Annotated in this window: 13 protein-coding genes and 2 pseudogenes; 4 read left to right on the top strand and 11 right to left on the bottom strand. The window is 53.5% G+C overall.

What is annotated here, in order from left to right; all coding sequences use genetic code 11:
- From JCM12296_RS05570 to JCM12296_RS05525, 11 genes and pseudogenes are all read right to left on the bottom strand, one after another.
- Window positions 1–2,122: TOTE conflict system archaeo-eukaryotic primase domain-containing protein (locus tag JCM12296_RS05570; protein WP_083455875.1), on the bottom strand; the 2,122-nt coding region annotated here is incomplete at its 3' end.
- 313 nt (window positions 2,123–2,435) lie between these two features.
- On the bottom strand, window positions 2,436–3,539 hold the full coding sequence (locus JCM12296_RS05565) for a 6-phosphofructokinase (protein WP_054690826.1): 1,104 nt from the start codon (window positions 3,537–3,539) through the stop codon (window positions 2,436–2,438).
- Window positions 3,540–3,687: 148 nt separating this feature from the next.
- Window positions 3,688–5,397, bottom strand: coding sequence for a c-type heme family protein (locus tag JCM12296_RS05560; RefSeq protein WP_054690825.1), 1,710 nt, complete (start codon window positions 5,395–5,397; stop codon window positions 3,688–3,690).
- A gap of 21 nt (window positions 5,398–5,418) precedes the next feature.
- Window positions 5,419–5,991, bottom strand: a pseudogene (locus JCM12296_RS05555) (metallophosphoesterase family protein); the annotation flags it as partial.
- A gap of 26 nt (window positions 5,992–6,017) precedes the next feature.
- A pseudogene (locus tag JCM12296_RS50215) lies at window positions 6,018–6,149 on the bottom strand (metallophosphoesterase family protein); the annotation flags it as partial.
- 5 nt (window positions 6,150–6,154) lie between these two features.
- Entirely contained in the window at window positions 6,155–8,074 is a 1,920-nt protein-coding gene (locus JCM12296_RS05550) for a serine/threonine protein kinase (RefSeq protein WP_054690821.1), read from the bottom strand.
- A 19-nt stretch (window positions 8,075–8,093) separates the two neighbouring features.
- On the bottom strand, window positions 8,094–8,615 hold the full coding sequence (locus JCM12296_RS05545) for a hypothetical protein (protein WP_054690818.1): 522 nt from the start codon (window positions 8,613–8,615) through the stop codon (window positions 8,094–8,096).
- Between the two features lie 39 nt (window positions 8,616–8,654).
- A complete protein-coding gene (locus tag JCM12296_RS05540; RefSeq protein WP_172683779.1) occupies window positions 8,655–9,125 on the bottom strand; it encodes a universal stress protein in 471 nt (156 codons plus the stop codon).
- Window positions 9,126–9,246: 121 nt separating this feature from the next.
- Window positions 9,247–9,450 carry a hypothetical protein gene (locus JCM12296_RS05535; protein ID WP_054690814.1) on the bottom strand — a complete coding sequence of 68 codons (204 nt, stop codon included), beginning with the start codon at window positions 9,448–9,450 and terminating at the stop codon, window positions 9,247–9,249.
- A 29-nt stretch (window positions 9,451–9,479) separates the two neighbouring features.
- Window positions 9,480–11,108: a YeiH family protein gene (locus JCM12296_RS05530; RefSeq protein WP_054690812.1), complete on the bottom strand. Its 1,629-nt coding sequence runs from the start codon at window positions 11,106–11,108 to the stop codon at window positions 9,480–9,482.
- Window positions 11,109–11,111: 3 nt separating this feature from the next.
- Complete coding sequence (locus tag JCM12296_RS05525; protein WP_054690810.1) at window positions 11,112–11,387, bottom strand: hypothetical protein; 276 nt, start codon at window positions 11,385–11,387, stop codon at window positions 11,112–11,114.
- Window positions 11,388–11,662: 275 nt separating this feature from the next.
- Between JCM12296_RS05525 and JCM12296_RS05520 the strand changes: the two genes are divergently transcribed.
- The 4 genes from JCM12296_RS05520 (at window position 11,663) to JCM12296_RS05505 (ending at window position 15,714) form a co-directional block, all read left to right on the top strand.
- Entirely contained in the window at window positions 11,663–12,556 is an 894-nt protein-coding gene (locus tag JCM12296_RS05520; protein WP_054690808.1) for a Tll0287-like domain-containing protein, read from the top strand.
- The gene (locus JCM12296_RS43600; RefSeq protein ID WP_054690807.1) at window positions 12,544–12,879 is read left to right on the top strand and encodes a hypothetical protein; all 336 of its coding nucleotides are present in this window, start codon (window positions 12,544–12,546) and stop codon (window positions 12,877–12,879) included. The genes JCM12296_RS05520 and JCM12296_RS43600 overlap by 13 nt, the downstream gene beginning before the upstream one ends.
- Before the next feature lie 136 nt (window positions 12,880–13,015).
- Window positions 13,016–14,203 (top strand): two-component system sensor histidine kinase NtrB, encoded by a 1,188-nt coding sequence (locus JCM12296_RS05510; RefSeq protein ID WP_054690805.1) that lies wholly within the window; start codon window positions 13,016–13,018, stop codon window positions 14,201–14,203.
- Window positions 14,200–15,714 (top strand): sigma-54-dependent transcriptional regulator, encoded by a 1,515-nt coding sequence (locus JCM12296_RS05505; RefSeq protein WP_083455870.1) that lies wholly within the window; start codon window positions 14,200–14,202, stop codon window positions 15,712–15,714. The genes JCM12296_RS05510 and JCM12296_RS05505 overlap by 4 nt, the downstream gene beginning before the upstream one ends.
- Window positions 15,715–15,761: the final 47 nt, after the last annotated feature.

Genomic DNA, 15,761 nt, shown 5'->3' with positions numbered 1-15,761 from the left:
GTCTTTTGGCGAGTGATTCAACATGGGCGGTTCTGAGGCTTAATACAATGCAGTTCCTGCCCTGATGATAGTTGTTCAGCACATCATCAATAATCTGCTGATTCCGAAAATCGCTTTCCACGATCTCAGTGTACAATTGCTGGATGGATACTTCTTGCTCGTCTTTACCCAGCGGGACCCGCAACGATGTAAAACGGGGAACGATGTAATGGTCAAACGGTCTTTTCTCTGCCTGTTTTTTGGGATTGTCTCGATAACGAATGGGGCCACAATGCATAAACAAAATCGGATGATGCCCATCTTTTCGCGTTGGCGTTGCGGTTAGTCCGTAGATGTATTTGGCATTGGTTGTTTTCAGGATTTGTTCATAGGTGAATGCCGATGCATGGTGACACTCATCGGCAATGATCATGCCGTAATTTTTCACGCATTCCTTAACCTCACCTTTTCGGCTGAGTGATTGCATCACGGCAATATCAACAATACCGCTCAAGCAATTTTTTCCGGAACCCAATTGGCCGATAAGGCTTACTTTCTTTTTTCGCCCCCTTTTGGTGGGCTGCTCCGGCAGCGGCTCATTCACAATCAGAAATTCTGATAACTTTTCTTTCCACTGCGACAGCAGGCTGACTTTATCAACCAAGATAAGCGTATTCACTTTTTTCTCGGCAATCAGTTTAATCGCCACAATTGTTTTTCCAAATGCTGTTGTGCCTGACAGAATTCCGGTATCGTTTTGTAACAGGTGGCTGAAGGCTAAGGATTGCTCATCTCTAAGTTGGCCATTGAATTCCACATCAATCCTTCTACCTTGATATGTTTTATCTATGTGCTCGATTTCGATTCCCAGTTTTTCCAGTACGGAAACCAATTCAGGTTCGCATCCTCTGGGCAACCCCAGGTACACTTCTGTTTCATCTGCACAGGAGATGACGCGGGGATGCCCATAGGTCGATAAACGCATGGCTTGCTGTTTGTAAAACATTGGGTTTTTAAAGGACGCAAGCCGTTTTAGCCGATTCATCGCCTTTTGGGATATACCCTCCTTAGGGATGAACAGCATATTTGCTCTGACGATTTCGATTCGCTTTGGAAAATCATCTCTTTGTAACTCGATTTTGGTTTTCGAAGTTTCCCACGGTTTTTCAGCACCCTCTTCTTCATCCTGCTTCAATACACCCAGTTCATGAACTTCGCCAAGCTCGGAAAGAACCTCTTCAAGTCGGCCTTGGGATATTCTTTGGATTGTGGATAGAAATGCCCATTGGTCCGAGTAGGATTGGAAATGCTCATCGATAAATTCACTATTGGACTTCTCTCTTGCCGTTTTTTGTAACGGCAATGCAATCAGGTTACCCAATCCCCCTTTGGGCATGGTATCCTGGCTGGGAAACAGCCGATCATAGGACTTGAATTGTATTTCATGCCTTTTGTTCATGGCAGTGGTAAGCAGGATCGTTCCAAATTTACGTGCCAAGGCAGAGGAAACAGAGGGTTCAAAGAAAAACCATACATGCGCGCCGTTGCCGGAACGCGACCGCTCAACAGCGACAGGGATGCTGAGTCCAATGCAAATATCTCTAAAAACGGAAATATCGTTTTGCCAGTCTGCTTCGTCAAAATCAACTACCAAGAAGTGGCATGTTTCATCCTGCAACATTGGATAGACGCCAGCAACGATATTCCCTCTCAGATGATTTTCAATGGCATTTTCATCCAAGGCGGCATAGTCTTTGTTTTCACATTTTGAGCAGGAAATTTTTGGTTTTTTGCACACTCCTGCCTGCCATTGATTCAGGCAAACAGGTGAATAGCCGGAGATGCCTTTGTTTTTGTTTTCCCATCGCTTTGCATAAACATCACTGCGGCCTTTAAAAAGCGACATAAAAAGGTGAATTTTAGAGGAGGAATCCGACGTATTATCTACAACCGATTTGGAATTATAGGTAATAGATTCCTCGCAAGGTGTTTTTTCAACGATTTTTATATCTTCGGGAGTATTTCCGGGAGGCTCGGACGTCGCTATCTCATATTGGGTTCTTAAGCGGCTGTTTTCTTTTCTTAATCGCCCTACCTCTTCCAATAAAAAAGTATATTTCCTGAGTAATTCCTTATAATCCATAACTATACCCATGGACCAGGCGCAAACCATCTCGAAGGTGGAGGCTTCCTCGAAGCCAAAGCGAATGCTATTGGATCAATAAAGCACCTGGTCAAATCGTTGCTTCCAGATAAGGCGTCATAATATTTTTTGACTCGGCAGATTTTCGCATATGCGAGCAACCTTTCGAGATTATACTGTTGTCTGGATCTGTAAAGTTTAAGTGGTCAGCGTTGCGAGTAATCTGCTATCCACCCAATCACCATCTCCACCACAAACACAATTTCATCCTCTGTCAGCGACGGTCCTCTCTTAAAAAAGGCACCTGATTTACCTACCAGATCTCTCGCCCCATATTGATACCGATGGCCTCTGCAGTCTGGATTAACTGAGATGTTAGCGGTATCTTGCGGACTTTTCCCGCCAGGTCTTTTAAGGCAACCAAGACAACATCAGGCGTTTTAAGCGCCACCATGTTCCCGAATTTTCCTTCGGATGCCGCCTCTACAGCATAAGCCCCCAACCGTGTGCCCAAAACCCTGTCAAAAGCATTGGGTGATCCCCCCCGTTGAATATGGCCGAGGACGGTTGTGCGCACTTCAAGATCGATCCGTTTTTTTATTTGTTCGGCAAGATAAGTCCCTACCCCGCCCAACTGGGGCACACCCTGCAGTCGATCCATTGCGGTCGCTTGTGTGATAAGATCACCCCCATCTTCACAGGCGCCTTCCGCAACCATGATAATGCTGAATGGACTTCCCCCCTCTTTCCGGAATTGAATTTTCCGAACGACATTTTCCACCTTATACGGTATTTCCGGTATCAAGATAATATGGGCGCCGCCGGCAATCCCCGCCTCTAATGCGATCCATCCTGCATTTCTCCCCATAACCTCCAGAATCATGACTCTGTCATGACTGCGTCCCGTTGTCTGAAGACGATCCATGGCGTCACAGGCGACCTGAACGGCGGTCTGGAATCCGAAGGTATAATCCGTTTTATCCAGATCATTATCGATGGTCTTCGGAATGCCGATTACAGGAAGACCCTTTTGAAAAAATTTATATCCAATTTCCAGTGTCCCTTCCCCACCGATAACAAAGAGGCAATCCAGACCCAGTTGATGAAAGTTTTCGATTGCCTTGTCCGCATAATTACTCACCCGGATGTTTCCCGCGTCGTCATACTCCCGAAATTCAAAAGGGTTGCCCTTGTTTGTGGTTCCCAGTATGGTTCCTCCCAGTGTCAGAATATCCTTGGTCCCGCTTACGGTAAGTTCCATATATTCCTTCGTAAGCATGCCCTCAAACCCGTTTTCAATACCGACGACCTGAGCATTATGGCGAATGATCGCCGTGCGTGTGATTGCACGGATAACCGCGTTCAGTCCCGAGCAATCCCCGCCGCCAGTTAATACGCCGACTTTTTTAATTGCCATAGCGATACTCCTTGTGGGTAGGGTAGACGCCGCATAGACTCCGGAAGGTTTCTTGGATATCCGGATTACATATCCAGCAAATTCATGGGCACATCGATTTTTAATCATATCAGGTTTATGAATACGTGCCAAGCGAACCTGTGCCCATTCAGAAAGGGATGATCTTTATCTTCTCAGTAAAGAAAAAAAGAACTGCCTTCAGCTCCTCCATAAAATCCTCGACCCACTGGTAGCGTTCGTGCGGATCAAACGCCATCGCCCTGTTGATGATGCGGCCCACCCCATCGGGCAGTTTTTCCCTGACATCGTCGGTCACCGGAGCTTGCTCCTTAATCCGCAGCCACTCCTGGGGGCTGCGGTATTTCGCAGTGTATGGCAGTTGGCCGGTGAAAGTAAAAAAGAGTAGGATGCCCAGCCCGTAGATGTCGCTGCGGGGATCGCCCCGGCGGCCCTGGATTTGTTCCGGAGCCATGAACATCATCTCACCCTGGGGACCGAGGCCGGCAATGGTGATCGGGTCCGGCTGCTGATCCTGGCTGGCCAGTCCCATGTCGATGAGCTTGACGCGATTGGCATCATCGACCATTAGAACCTGGGGGCGCAGGTCGTGATGGACGATGCCGGCGGCGTGCAGGGATGCGGTCAGATCTAAGAGCTGGCTGAACAGCGCGTGGACCTGTGCGGGCGGCATTTGCTTCTCCTGCACCAGATCATACAGACTCCTACCGTTGACCTCTTCCAGCACCAGCACATCGTCAAGGCGTTCGATCACCGATGGCAGGCAGGGGTGGCTGACCTGCTCAAACAGCTTGTACTCGGTCTCGAGGCAGGACCGGTAAAGCGGGTTCTGCAGCACCTCGTCAAATCCCACCTTGAGTAAAACCCGAGTCCCATCTTGCCGACATCCCCGGTAGAGCCATGACATGGCGCTGGCGGCCACCGGCTTCTGTACCACATAGGGACCGATGAAATTCGGTTCCAGCGAGCTTCCCTTGCGCGCCGACCTGACATAGCGATCCAGCGAGCGCAGGGATGCGCGCAGCACGTCCAGTTCATCCCCCCCAGCGCCAGGCGGATTGCGTTTTTCCTTGGCCACCAGGCTCAGCACCAGGGTGAGGCGTTCGATCACCAGCCGTTGAAACAGCATGTTGAGCAGCCAAAGCAGGAGCACGGAGGCCCCGAGGGTGGTCAGAAAGATGACGACCGAGCCCTGCAGGGCCTTTTTCATGGGGGCGGAGACGGGGATGGCCACTGAGTTGATCCCGGCCATCTCACCGGCACGAAACCGAAACCCCCCATCGGGGCCGTAGCGTTCGACCAGGGAGGCGGGAGCATCTGCAACACGTCCGTGGCAGCGGATGCAGGGCTGGCTGAAGTAGTCAGGCACCATGGAAATGAAGAACGACTCACCCTTCTTGTTTACCATACCCTGCCAGAACGTGCGGCTGGGGTCCTGCTCGAACCAGTCAAACATCTCCTCCTCAAACGCATCCGCCCTGTTTTTGGGATTATGCGGATTAAGCGATGCCCGCCGGTAGATATAGTTGGGCATGGTCTGGGCAAACCGCTCCATGATGGTGGTGGACACATAGGTGGTGGACATGGCCTCAACGATGAAGGTGTCGCTACCGTGCAGATCGACCATCTTGGGCCGCAGTTCGTCCTTTACATAGGCGCGGATGGCTTCAACCTCCCGGAGCAGGACTTCCGATTTGGACATGGCTTCGGCCATGAGGAGACGCCTGGAATTCCAGAAGGAAAACAATGACAGGGCGATGCCGCCACCGATCAGGATCAGGGTGGACCATAAGAAGAAACGTTTCTTTAAATTGGTGTTTGAGAGTCGTGGCGTGTTCATTGCTGGGTGCTCCCGGCTGAATTAAAGACCTTTCTTCAAGCGGTGGCCCAGTTGTTCGGGCAGTCCCGCCGCTTTGATTGCGGCTATGGTTTTCGCAATGTTGTAAGCGACCCGGTGGAACCGAATTTGTCTCTCGGTGGTATCGATGATCAGGTAGCAGGCACGTGGATCCCTGTCCCTCGGCTGCCCGACGCTCCCGCAGTTGAAGATACGCCGTTTGGTATCGGATATGTCGTAGTTCCGATCTCCCTTGACCGGATCGATGGTGGCTGAAAAAAGATGGTTGCGGGTGATGACCAGGGGGCGATGGCTGTGACCGATGCAGCACAGGCGAAACTTGGCGGAACCGAAACTGCGCATGGCATATTTCCGATCCATGACGTAGCGCCATCCCTTCGGGTTATATGGGTTGGCATGGACAAAGCACATGTCCGCCAGGTCAAGACGTTCCGGCAGGGCGGCCAGGTATGCTTTGTTGTCTTCCGTAAGCTGGTCCATGGTCCACAAAATGGTTTCCTTGGCATCCTCACGCATGCCGTAGGGAGACGTGTCCCACAGGGCGGCGGTATCGTGGTTGCCGCAGACGCAGCGGCAGTTCCTGAGCGCCCGTACCGTTCAATGCATTCGTTGGGGTAGGGTCCGTAGCCGACAAGATCACCGAGGCAGAGAACACGGTGGACATTCTGGGCCGCAGCATGCTCGATCAATCGGTCCAGGGCTTCCAGGTTGCCGTGGATATCGGAAATGACCATCATTCTCACGGAGCGGCCTCCGGAATAACCGACGGGAACCCCTCTTTTTGGGCCAGGGCGCAAAGATCCTGGTCAAGGTTGATCACGTTGAGAAGCGGGCCATAGCCGATCCGGTCAATGAAGGCTACCGGAGAATCGATATCGACGAGAAAGGGTACCGTCGGCGGCGGGGGATCCAGGTGGCTGCGCAGGACGCGTGACACCTCGGCCAGGCCCAGTTTCAGTCTGTAGGCCAAGGGCAGGGACTTCTGCTGATAAAGCCGGCGCAGCAACCCAGGATCCTGTTCGCAGCAGGCGATCATCTCATCGTCGATGCGGTGGAACGCTTCGTGGGTGGGACCAAGGATGGAAACGATTTCCCGCCACTGGTCAAACGGTGCGAGATTTCTCAGCCAACGGCCGAAAACACACTTTTCACGCCCCGGGTCGAATGTTTTGTTCCTGAAGAGAAAATGCTGGTAGATGAACTCGGTATGATAGTGCAGGTGCTCATACCAGAGATCCACAAAAAAAATATCACAGTCAAGGACCTGGTCACGCGCCAGTTGGCCGGGATGAAGGGGACCAAGGTCGTCCAACGGCGAAAAATGGGGTGCTTCGACAATCGTGACCGGACACGGCGGTTCCTTGAGCAGCCTGCGCTTAACCGAGGCCGAGCGCAGCAGCCCGTCTTTCTTCCTGGACTTACCGATAATGAGCTTGAGCACCTGCGGCTCTGTGCAGACCGTTTGGAGTGTTTTGACCACCTCGCCGTGAATCAGGCGGACGCTGGGGTCAAGGTCGCAGGATCTCAGTCGGCCGATTGCCTGCTCAAGGCCGACCATGAGCTTTTCTCCCTCCACCGCTTTGCCGTAACGGGTCACATGGGAGTCGGATTCATCCTCGATCACATGTACCATGAAAATTTCGGCGTCATGGATCAGGGCCTGTTTTTTCAGTTCATTGACCATGTCGTTCATGGCCGCCGCATCGATAAAACCGCCGATGATTTTGGGCCTGCCCGGCTGTGGATACGTGCTTTGGGCCGTACCAGAAGGTCCTTTGCGCCCGCTGGTTGCAAATATCCGGCTTAAAAACGAGGGTGGGCGGGTATTGGTCCCGGACGGCGTCACCGGCAGCTCGCGCCATCGTTTAAGGTCCTTGCGCAGTTCACCACAGGATCGGTAGCGTTCATCCGGCGCAACGGCCAGCGCCCGTATAATGATGTCCTGGATCTGCGGCGGGATATCCGGGTTGAAGTGGCGTGGCGGGATCGGCACCTCCTTCAATCTCCGCCGGGCGGTGGTTAGTTTTGAGGAACGCGGCCAGGGAAGTTCTCCGGTGAGCATCTCATAGAAAAGCAGACCCATGGAGTAGATGTCGCAGCGCGGATCGTCACGGACGCCAAGAAGCTGCTCCGGGGCGATATACCAAGGGGTTCCCTGCGGATTTCTCAGGTCCAGGGCCAGCAGATCCGGTAGACTGCGACAGGAAGCAAGCCCGAAATCGATCACCTTGAGGCGGTGATCCCCGGTGACGATGATGTTTTCCGGTTTGAGATCAAGGTGGACGATGCCTCGGCGGTGCAGGTATTCCATCCCGTCGCAGAGCTGTTCCATCATGGCCAAGGCCTTGTCCAGCGGGAGTTTCCGGTTTCTGCCGACCAGCGTGCGCAGGTCGTGCCCCGGTACATGTTCCATGATGATGTACTGACGCGATCGTCTCCGGTGAATGAAACCGATGATCGCGGGGTGATCAACCACCCGGCTGATCCGGTCTTCGTTCTGGTAGTGATAGAATACAATGGGTTGGTTGAGGATGTCGCCGGAGGGAATCTTGATGACCACCTTTTTGCCGGAAAAGGGGTCCTCGGCCAGGAACAAGACCGCCATGACCCCTTGGTGCAACTCGGAACGAAGGATAAAAATATCCAGTCGGTCCCCCACCGCGGGACAGTCCGGCGGTCTACTGATGAAAGAGGACATAGCCAACCACCACGATGATGATGACCAGCAGCTCCACAGCCGTGATCTTGGTGATCATCATGCATATTTTGCGCTGTGAGGGATTCATCGACAGCACCATTTTGTTCATCAACAGCCTGAAGAAAACGGTGACTGGCGTTGTTTTCAGATAAATGCGGATATATTCGCGGATCGCCAGGATCCACTGCAGCATGGGGTTGTCATCCCCAACCTCACCGTCGCCAGAAACGATCTCCGCCTTGAGGAGGCCGTCCTTTGTCAGCAAGCGAATACGGCCACCAGAAGACTGGCGAAGATCGATGTCAAGCCGAATCGGGCCGGAATCGGGATAGGTCAATACACCGGATAGCTGAAACTGTTCTTCCGTGGCATAGTCCGTGATGTCTGCTGAAAAATGCGAACCGTCCTGCCGGAAGTTGTCAATAAACCAGAGCGGGTGGAGGCGCAGCAGCCTGTCTCCGGGAAAGAGCCGGGCCAGATCAAAACCGTCCGGTAACTTCAACCCCAGCTCAAACGCGTGCGGGGTTTGAACGCCGGGGCGCTATGGTGCGATCATCAAGGGGCATGGCAGCAGGGGGTGAAGAACTTCGTTTTTCATCCTGTCACGAAGCCCTTTTTCCATTTTCAGGGTCAGGCGCTTGGTTTTTCGATAGGGACCGATGACGATCAGATCACAGCCAAGCTGTCTGGCAACCGTTGTGATGGTTTCAGCGATCCCACCGGTATGTTGAACAAAGTCAGCCGACCTGGCCTTTGCATAGATTGAGAGGATACGATTCCAGTCGTCGGCAATCTCTTCGGAGACCTGTTCCTCCACATGATCCAGAAAATCAGCGTGGGTTTTGGAGGAATTTAACCAGTCATCGCCGGTCATCAGCCGCCAATCCTTGTCGAGCACGGTGAGCACCGTCACCTTGGCGCCGGTGGCCTCGGCCAGCTGCGTGAAGACCAGGGCCTCGGCCTTGCGGGCGCCGTCACTTCCGTGGGTGCAGAGCAGGATATGTTTAAACATGTTTTCCATAGACGCCAGGCGTCAGTCCATGATGGTCGTTCGGCACGAAGTAGAAGGACCACCCGCGGCCGGGATACCTGGCTGCGGGTGAAGTCCAATTATGATGCCTTGTTACAACGGATTATACCACCCATTTGGTGAACAGCAAAACGATAAACGTGGTGATAAGACATAAAACCAAGGCGGTGATGTCCTCGTTGCGTTCGCTGGCAAAAACGGACAAAGCGCGTTCTTCCATCTCCTGGGTGTTGGCGTTCTCGGCAATTTCCGAGGTTCCCTTGCCGGCGTCACCGGTGTCGATTACGACTTTTTTTTTCTTCGTCATTCATATTTAGATCCTCTCTGGAAGATGGTTTACTTGAGGACAACGTCCTTGACCAACCATAGCACGATAAAGAACGACAGGGTCGCCTTGGCCACACCGGAGATGACACCAATGACCAGGGGCCAGCCGCCAGCCTGGAAGATGGCCTTTTTGGTGATCTGCATGCCGAGGCCGATGAGGCCGAAGGCAAAGAACCAGATCATACAGTCCGTGAGCGTTACAACCGTTTTGGACTTCTTGTGAACCTGAGAGATCGCGTGCTTGATCGCGCTTCCGACCTCTTTCGAGAGTCTGACCTGCTTGGCCTTGACGGCGGCCAGCACACCTTCCAATTCGCTCATGCGTGCCCGGCCCACCTGGTCAAATTTTGTCTTGTCGTTACGCTCGTCAAAGTTGCCCGCGATCTGGCGTTGGTGGATCAGATCCGTGACCGCCATCATCTGGGATTCATTCAGTTCCTTGAACGCTCCCGCCTGCATGGCCTTGTTCAACACTTCCCACTCCTCGGGCGTGACCTCGGTACGCTTGTTGTAGGAAACATCGATGTATTTGCCCTTGTAATGCTCCGGAGGTGAGAAGAGACCCGCCGAAGACAGGATGAAGAGCAGCAGGAAGCCGAGAATGAAGATCGGGAACTTGTCGATGACAACGGTTTTGAAACTCAGTTTCTGGCCGCTCTCCTTGCCGAACCAGGTGGCCAGGACGAGAACGATAACGGGGAGGAACAGGACGCGCGTGATGTTGAAGATCTCCGCCACTTTCAGGGTTTTGATGTCAACGGCGTTAAATGCCAGCGCCGCGGCCGCCACCTGGGCGGAATTGAGGATGCCGGTGCCTGCCCAGGCCCCGAACTGGACCGCGTTCATGCCAACCAGTTTGCCGATGGTCGGGAAAATGAACATGCAGATGATGCCGAAGGAAAGGATGGTGCCGATGGTGTAGGCCATCTCGCTGCTCTTGGCCTTGACCACGGGGGCCACGGCCACGGTGGCCGACACGCCGCAGACCCCCATGCCCGCTGATAGAACCCCGGTCATGGTCTTGGGCTGCTTGAAAATATTGCCCAGCCAGAGCACGAGGAAGACCGTGCCGAGCACGAAGAAGCCGATCAGCCAGATCGAGTAGACGCCCAGCTTGGCCAGTTCGGCGAATGAGTAACGCGCACCGAGCATGATAACACCCATTTTGAGAACGAAGCGGGCACATTTGACGCCGGCGGCCGCAAACTTTGGGATTCCGTAGGTGTTGGTCAGCAATACGCCGGCCAGCAGACCGAGGACGACGTAATTGAGATTCAGTACTTTGTAGACATCAAATCCCAACGTCGCATGCAGCGATTTGGACATGATGATGACCAGGGGTTCCAGGTACCATCGGATTGCCATGGCCATGATCAGCAGCAGGACAATGCCGCCCATCGGCTGGAGAACGAAGCGGTCGAATACTGAGTTTCCAGGTTCCTTGCTCGAATTGATAACGGCCCCGACAAGGGCGATAACGCCGATGACGAAGCTCATGGTAACCATCAGGTCCATCGATTTGTGGACGTGAAGATAGGTCAGGAGCGGCAGCAACACCCCTGTCTGAACAATGATCCCGTAGACGATTAACAGACCGCCCATGATAAAAACGGGTATATTTTCTTTGGTTCGCGACATAGATTACCTCCTCGATAAATTTTGGATGAGTGGTTGATTGCGCTTTGGCCGGTCATCGATTCTTGGCACGAAGTAGCCGCATAGCAGGGTAAGACAACGGTAGCAGAGGGCAAACCCTGCCCCTGACAGGCCGACGCATACGATGCCCTGAAATGTCGTGATTTCACCACTGTGAATGAATTTGATGATCGGGCTGAAAAAGGAAGTGCAGGATGCCAGTAGTACCAGTGCAATCATACCGGCAAGCACGGCGAGTGGGGTGATGATCGTTCGCTGCATTTATTTCTCCTTCGTGCCTAGGGAACGGTTGATGGACTGCCAGCATTTAACAGCAATGTCCGTTCCAGAAAAAAAAGGAAACTGAATATTTTATAACCCGTTTGAATTAAACATGTTTTCTACAATTGGCAAAGCAATTGAGAATTGTCTCGCTAAAAGTGCATCCACGAGTTTACATGTATCGGCGACGGGTGTATACTCCAGGAAGCATAAGGTATGCATATCGCTGAAGCGGACGTTCCCGGATAGATGTTCTTTCGTGGAGGAAACCGGACGTGATAAAGGATATTGTCAGGGATCTTGCGAATCGGGATCAGCACCATCTCAGGCTGCGTTTTCAGGTCGGACTGGGCGTGATTCTCTTCTGCTTCTGCCTGTTCACGGCTACCGTCATCTATCATTTCCAAAAGCGTCTGCTGGAAGAGGAAACCGCCATCCAGACGCACCTCGTGATGACCACCCTCGAGTCGACCCGCGGGTACATCAGGGAAGTCCTCAGGCCGAAAATGTTTGAGGCCTTGGGTGAGGATCACTTCATGCTCGAAGCCATGTCCACCTCCTATATCACCCGGGTAATCATGGATCGGTTTGGCGAGCAGATCCCGACTTTCCGCTATCGGCGGGTGGCCTTGGACGCCAGGAACCCGATATTTGAAGCGGACGAGCAGGAACGTGAAATGATAGCGTTTTTCAAGCGCACCCCCGACCTGGTCGAACAACAGGGGATGAGCCGCTGCAAAACCGGTCAGGCATTCACCCTTTACCGTCCGGTCGTGTTCCTCTCATCCTGCCTCCACTGTCACGGCAAACCGGGTGATGCACCGTCGGCCATCCGGGACCAGTACGGCGCCAAGCGGGGTTTTTACCGGCAGGAGAACGAAATTGCCGGCCTGCTTTCCATATCCATCCCCCTGGACACCAGCCTGGCGCAGATCCGTAACACCTCGCTACGCATGTTCGGCAGCACCATCCTGGTCGCCCTTTTGCTATACGCCACGATCTGGCTGCTTTTTCACCAGCTTATTCTCACCAACCTGCGGGATGTGCTGACCCTGTTCAGGTCCAACCTGACGACGGACACGGCAGACCTGGAATTCAGGCACCGCCAAGGGCATCGTGAGGAATTAGCGGAACTGTTTGTCCACGCCAGAACCTGGTGGGTGACCTGAAAGAGAGCCGGTCGCAGCTGCAGGAATATACGGATAATCTTGAGCATAAGGTGGCCGAACGGACCGAGGCCCTGGAGCGCTCCCAGGATCTGCTTCAGGAACAGGTGAGGAAAAGAAACCGGGAACTGCGGCTCTATAACACGCTCACGGAATTGATCACGGCAACGGACAGCCTCGAAACGATTCTGCACAAGGCGATTGTCGAGGTGCTCCAGGTGGTGCCGGCCAAGCGCCGGCATCTATCTGCGCGACACCCCGTCGGAATGCTTTCGGCTGAGATGCGCCGAGCAAGCGACCGAGCTTCCGCAAAAAATTCCCATTGATCCGCAGGCGGACGGTGTCGACGATGCGGCATCCTACCTGGCTGACTGCCGCCACATCAAGCTGGTTTCCCAGGACACGGGGGAGGACATCAGTATATCCATCCCGCTCTGCTGTCGCAATCAGCTGCTGGGGCTCATGGTATTGAGCGGCCTGCATCATGACCTGATCCGTGAAACGTTGCTGGATCTGATGCTTTCCGTCGGCCAGCAGATCGGGATCACCATTGAGAGTTTGCAGACGACCCGCCAGCTCATCCGTTCAAGCGAATTGCTCCAGTCGGTATTTGACGGCATCAGCGATCCGTTGATTCTGATGGATCCCGATGGCAGGCTGCAGATGGTGAACGAGGCCTTTCTGCTGCGTCATGATCTGTCAAGGGACGCTATCCTTGGAATGAAGCTCGACGCGATCAGCTCCGACCGGCAGTGCTTTTTCTCCAGTCGACTGCAGGAAGGAGATCTTCTGGAGACCGTTCCCCATTCAAGAGAGGTGCGGCTAAATGACGACTCTATTTACGACACCCGCTTTTATCCGATAACCAACAGAGATGGTTCCATTCGCGCCATCATCTGTTTCGGCAAGGATATCACCTCGCTCAAGGCAACCGAGCGTCGCATCCGCCAGACGGAAAAATTGGTGGCCATCGGTCAACTGGCCGCGGGAGTGGCGCATGAGATCAACAACCCCCTTGGCGTCATCCTTTGCCATACCAACCTGATCCGGGAGAACAATGCAGCGGATCGAGAACTCATTGACGACATCAACGTTATTGAACGCCATACGGAAAATTGCCGTCGAATCGTTGCCAATCTGCTTGATTTTTCGCGCAGCAGGGGCACGGCCATGGTGCTTCAATCCCAGTCGGTCAGCGCCATTATGGACAATGTGCTCTCCATGACCCAGCGTCAGTTTATCGCCAAGCGGATTCACCTGGAAAAGATCTTTTCCGACGCCGACCCATGCTGTCAGATTGACGGCAACAGGATACGTCAGGTCTTTCTCAACCTGGTTATGAACAGTGTCCAAGCGGTCGGGAAAGACGGGAAAATAAGGGTTACAACAGCGATACGGGACGACCGGGTGGTTATCAAAATCGAGGATAACGGACCGGGGATCGACAAGTCGATGATCGACAAAATTTTCGACCCGTTTTTCACCACCAAGGAGCCTGGTCAAGGAACCGGCCTGGGTCTGTCCATTTCCTACGGTATCATCCGTGAACACAACGGCGAGATCACGGTGGATTCGAAACCCGGTGAATTCACCTGTTTCACAATAACGCTTCCGCAAGTCCAGCCGACTGGCATGCAGGGGGAAAAATGACCGGAGTCCGAACAGGCGTCAGTTCCATCCTTCTGGTGGATGATGAGCCGGACCTGCTGTCCGGATTGAAGAGAAGTTTTACAAGCCGGCTACCGGATTGCGAGGTGTTCACCGCAGGAGGGGCGGTAGAGGCATTGGCAATTTTGTCGCAACACGATGTTGATTTGGTGCTCATGGATATCATGATGGGAGAGATGGATGGCATCGAAGCTCTTGACAAGATTCAGGCTTTAGACCTCGGGATCACCGTGATCCTCATGACCGGATATGGCACCATTGAAATGGCGGTGGATGCGATTCGTCGCGGCGCCTGGGACTTCATTACCAAACCCCTGGACCTGGAGAGCTTGGCCCGGCTTGTTCGGAAGGGGCTCGAACGCTCCAGGCTGCTGAGCGAAAACAGGAAACTGCGGGAAGAGATCTCAGGCCGGGTGAGCGCTCCCGATTTTGTCGGTCGGAGTCCGCTGATGAAACAGCTCTACGAGACCATTCGGATTTCAGCCAAAAGCGACTATACCGTGCTGATCAGGGGGGCTTCAGGCACCGGTAAGGAGCTTTGCGCCCGGGCGGTTCATCAGCTTTCGCCGCGAGCCTCCGGTCCTTTTGTCATGGTCAACTGCCCGGCAATCCCGGAGCAGCTGCTGGAGTCCGAGTTGTTCGGGTATCGCAAGGGGGCCTTTACCGGTGCCGACAAGGATCATGAAGGTCTCTTTTTCCAGGCGAACCACGGCACCATCTGCCTTGACGAGATCGGTGATATCCCGGTCCCGATCCAAACCAAACTGCTCAGGGTGCTGCAGGAGCAGGAAATCAAACAGCTTGGCGCCCCAAATTCACAAAAAATCGATGTCCGGATCATCGCCTCCACCAATTCGGACCTTGAAGCCAAGATCAAGGATGGCCGTTTTCGGGAAGACCTCTTTTACCGCCTGGAAGTAATCACCCTACGCATGCCGTCGCTTTGTGAAATCCGGGAAGACATCGGTCTGCTGGCGGAACACTTTCTAGACAAGGTGAAACTGGAACTGGGGACACCGGCCAAAAGGTTCTCTTCCAGCGCCTACGAAAAACTGGTTCAGCATAACTGGCCCGGAAATATCAGGGAGTTGCAGAACGTGATTCGGCGGGCAGTGCTGTTCTGCCCTGACCAGGTGATCAACGGTGATGACCTGCAGATTGAATCATCCGCACCGGAGCCCCAACGGACAGCTTTTGGCCGTGGAGATGGGATCGTCCCTTACAAGAAGGCCAAAGACAGCTGCCTCGAAGATTTCACCCGGCGCTATGTGATGACGCTTCTGGACAAAACGGGGGGCAACATCTCCCGGGCGGCCAAGCTTTCGGGCTTGACCCGCGCAGCGCTGCATAAGATTTTACGCCGTCTCAAGATTGATGGACTCGTAAAAAGTCGCATTTCCGACGGATTCGTAAAAAGCCCGAGATCAAGCTTGCGAATCCTGAGGAATGAGGCGTACTTTTGCGTACGCCGCAGTGACGAAGGATACGCGTAACGCCGATATCGGGCTTTTTACGGATCCGTCAAGATTGAGTCCGGTCA

This window comes from Desulfosarcina cetonica JCM 12296, assembly GCF_001311845.1.
Classification (GTDB): Bacteria; Desulfobacterota; Desulfobacteria; order Desulfobacterales; family Desulfosarcinaceae; genus Desulfosarcina; species Desulfosarcina cetonica.
The sequence above is the reverse complement of the archived record's forward strand: the minus strand, read 5'-3'. Positions and strand labels throughout refer to the sequence as shown.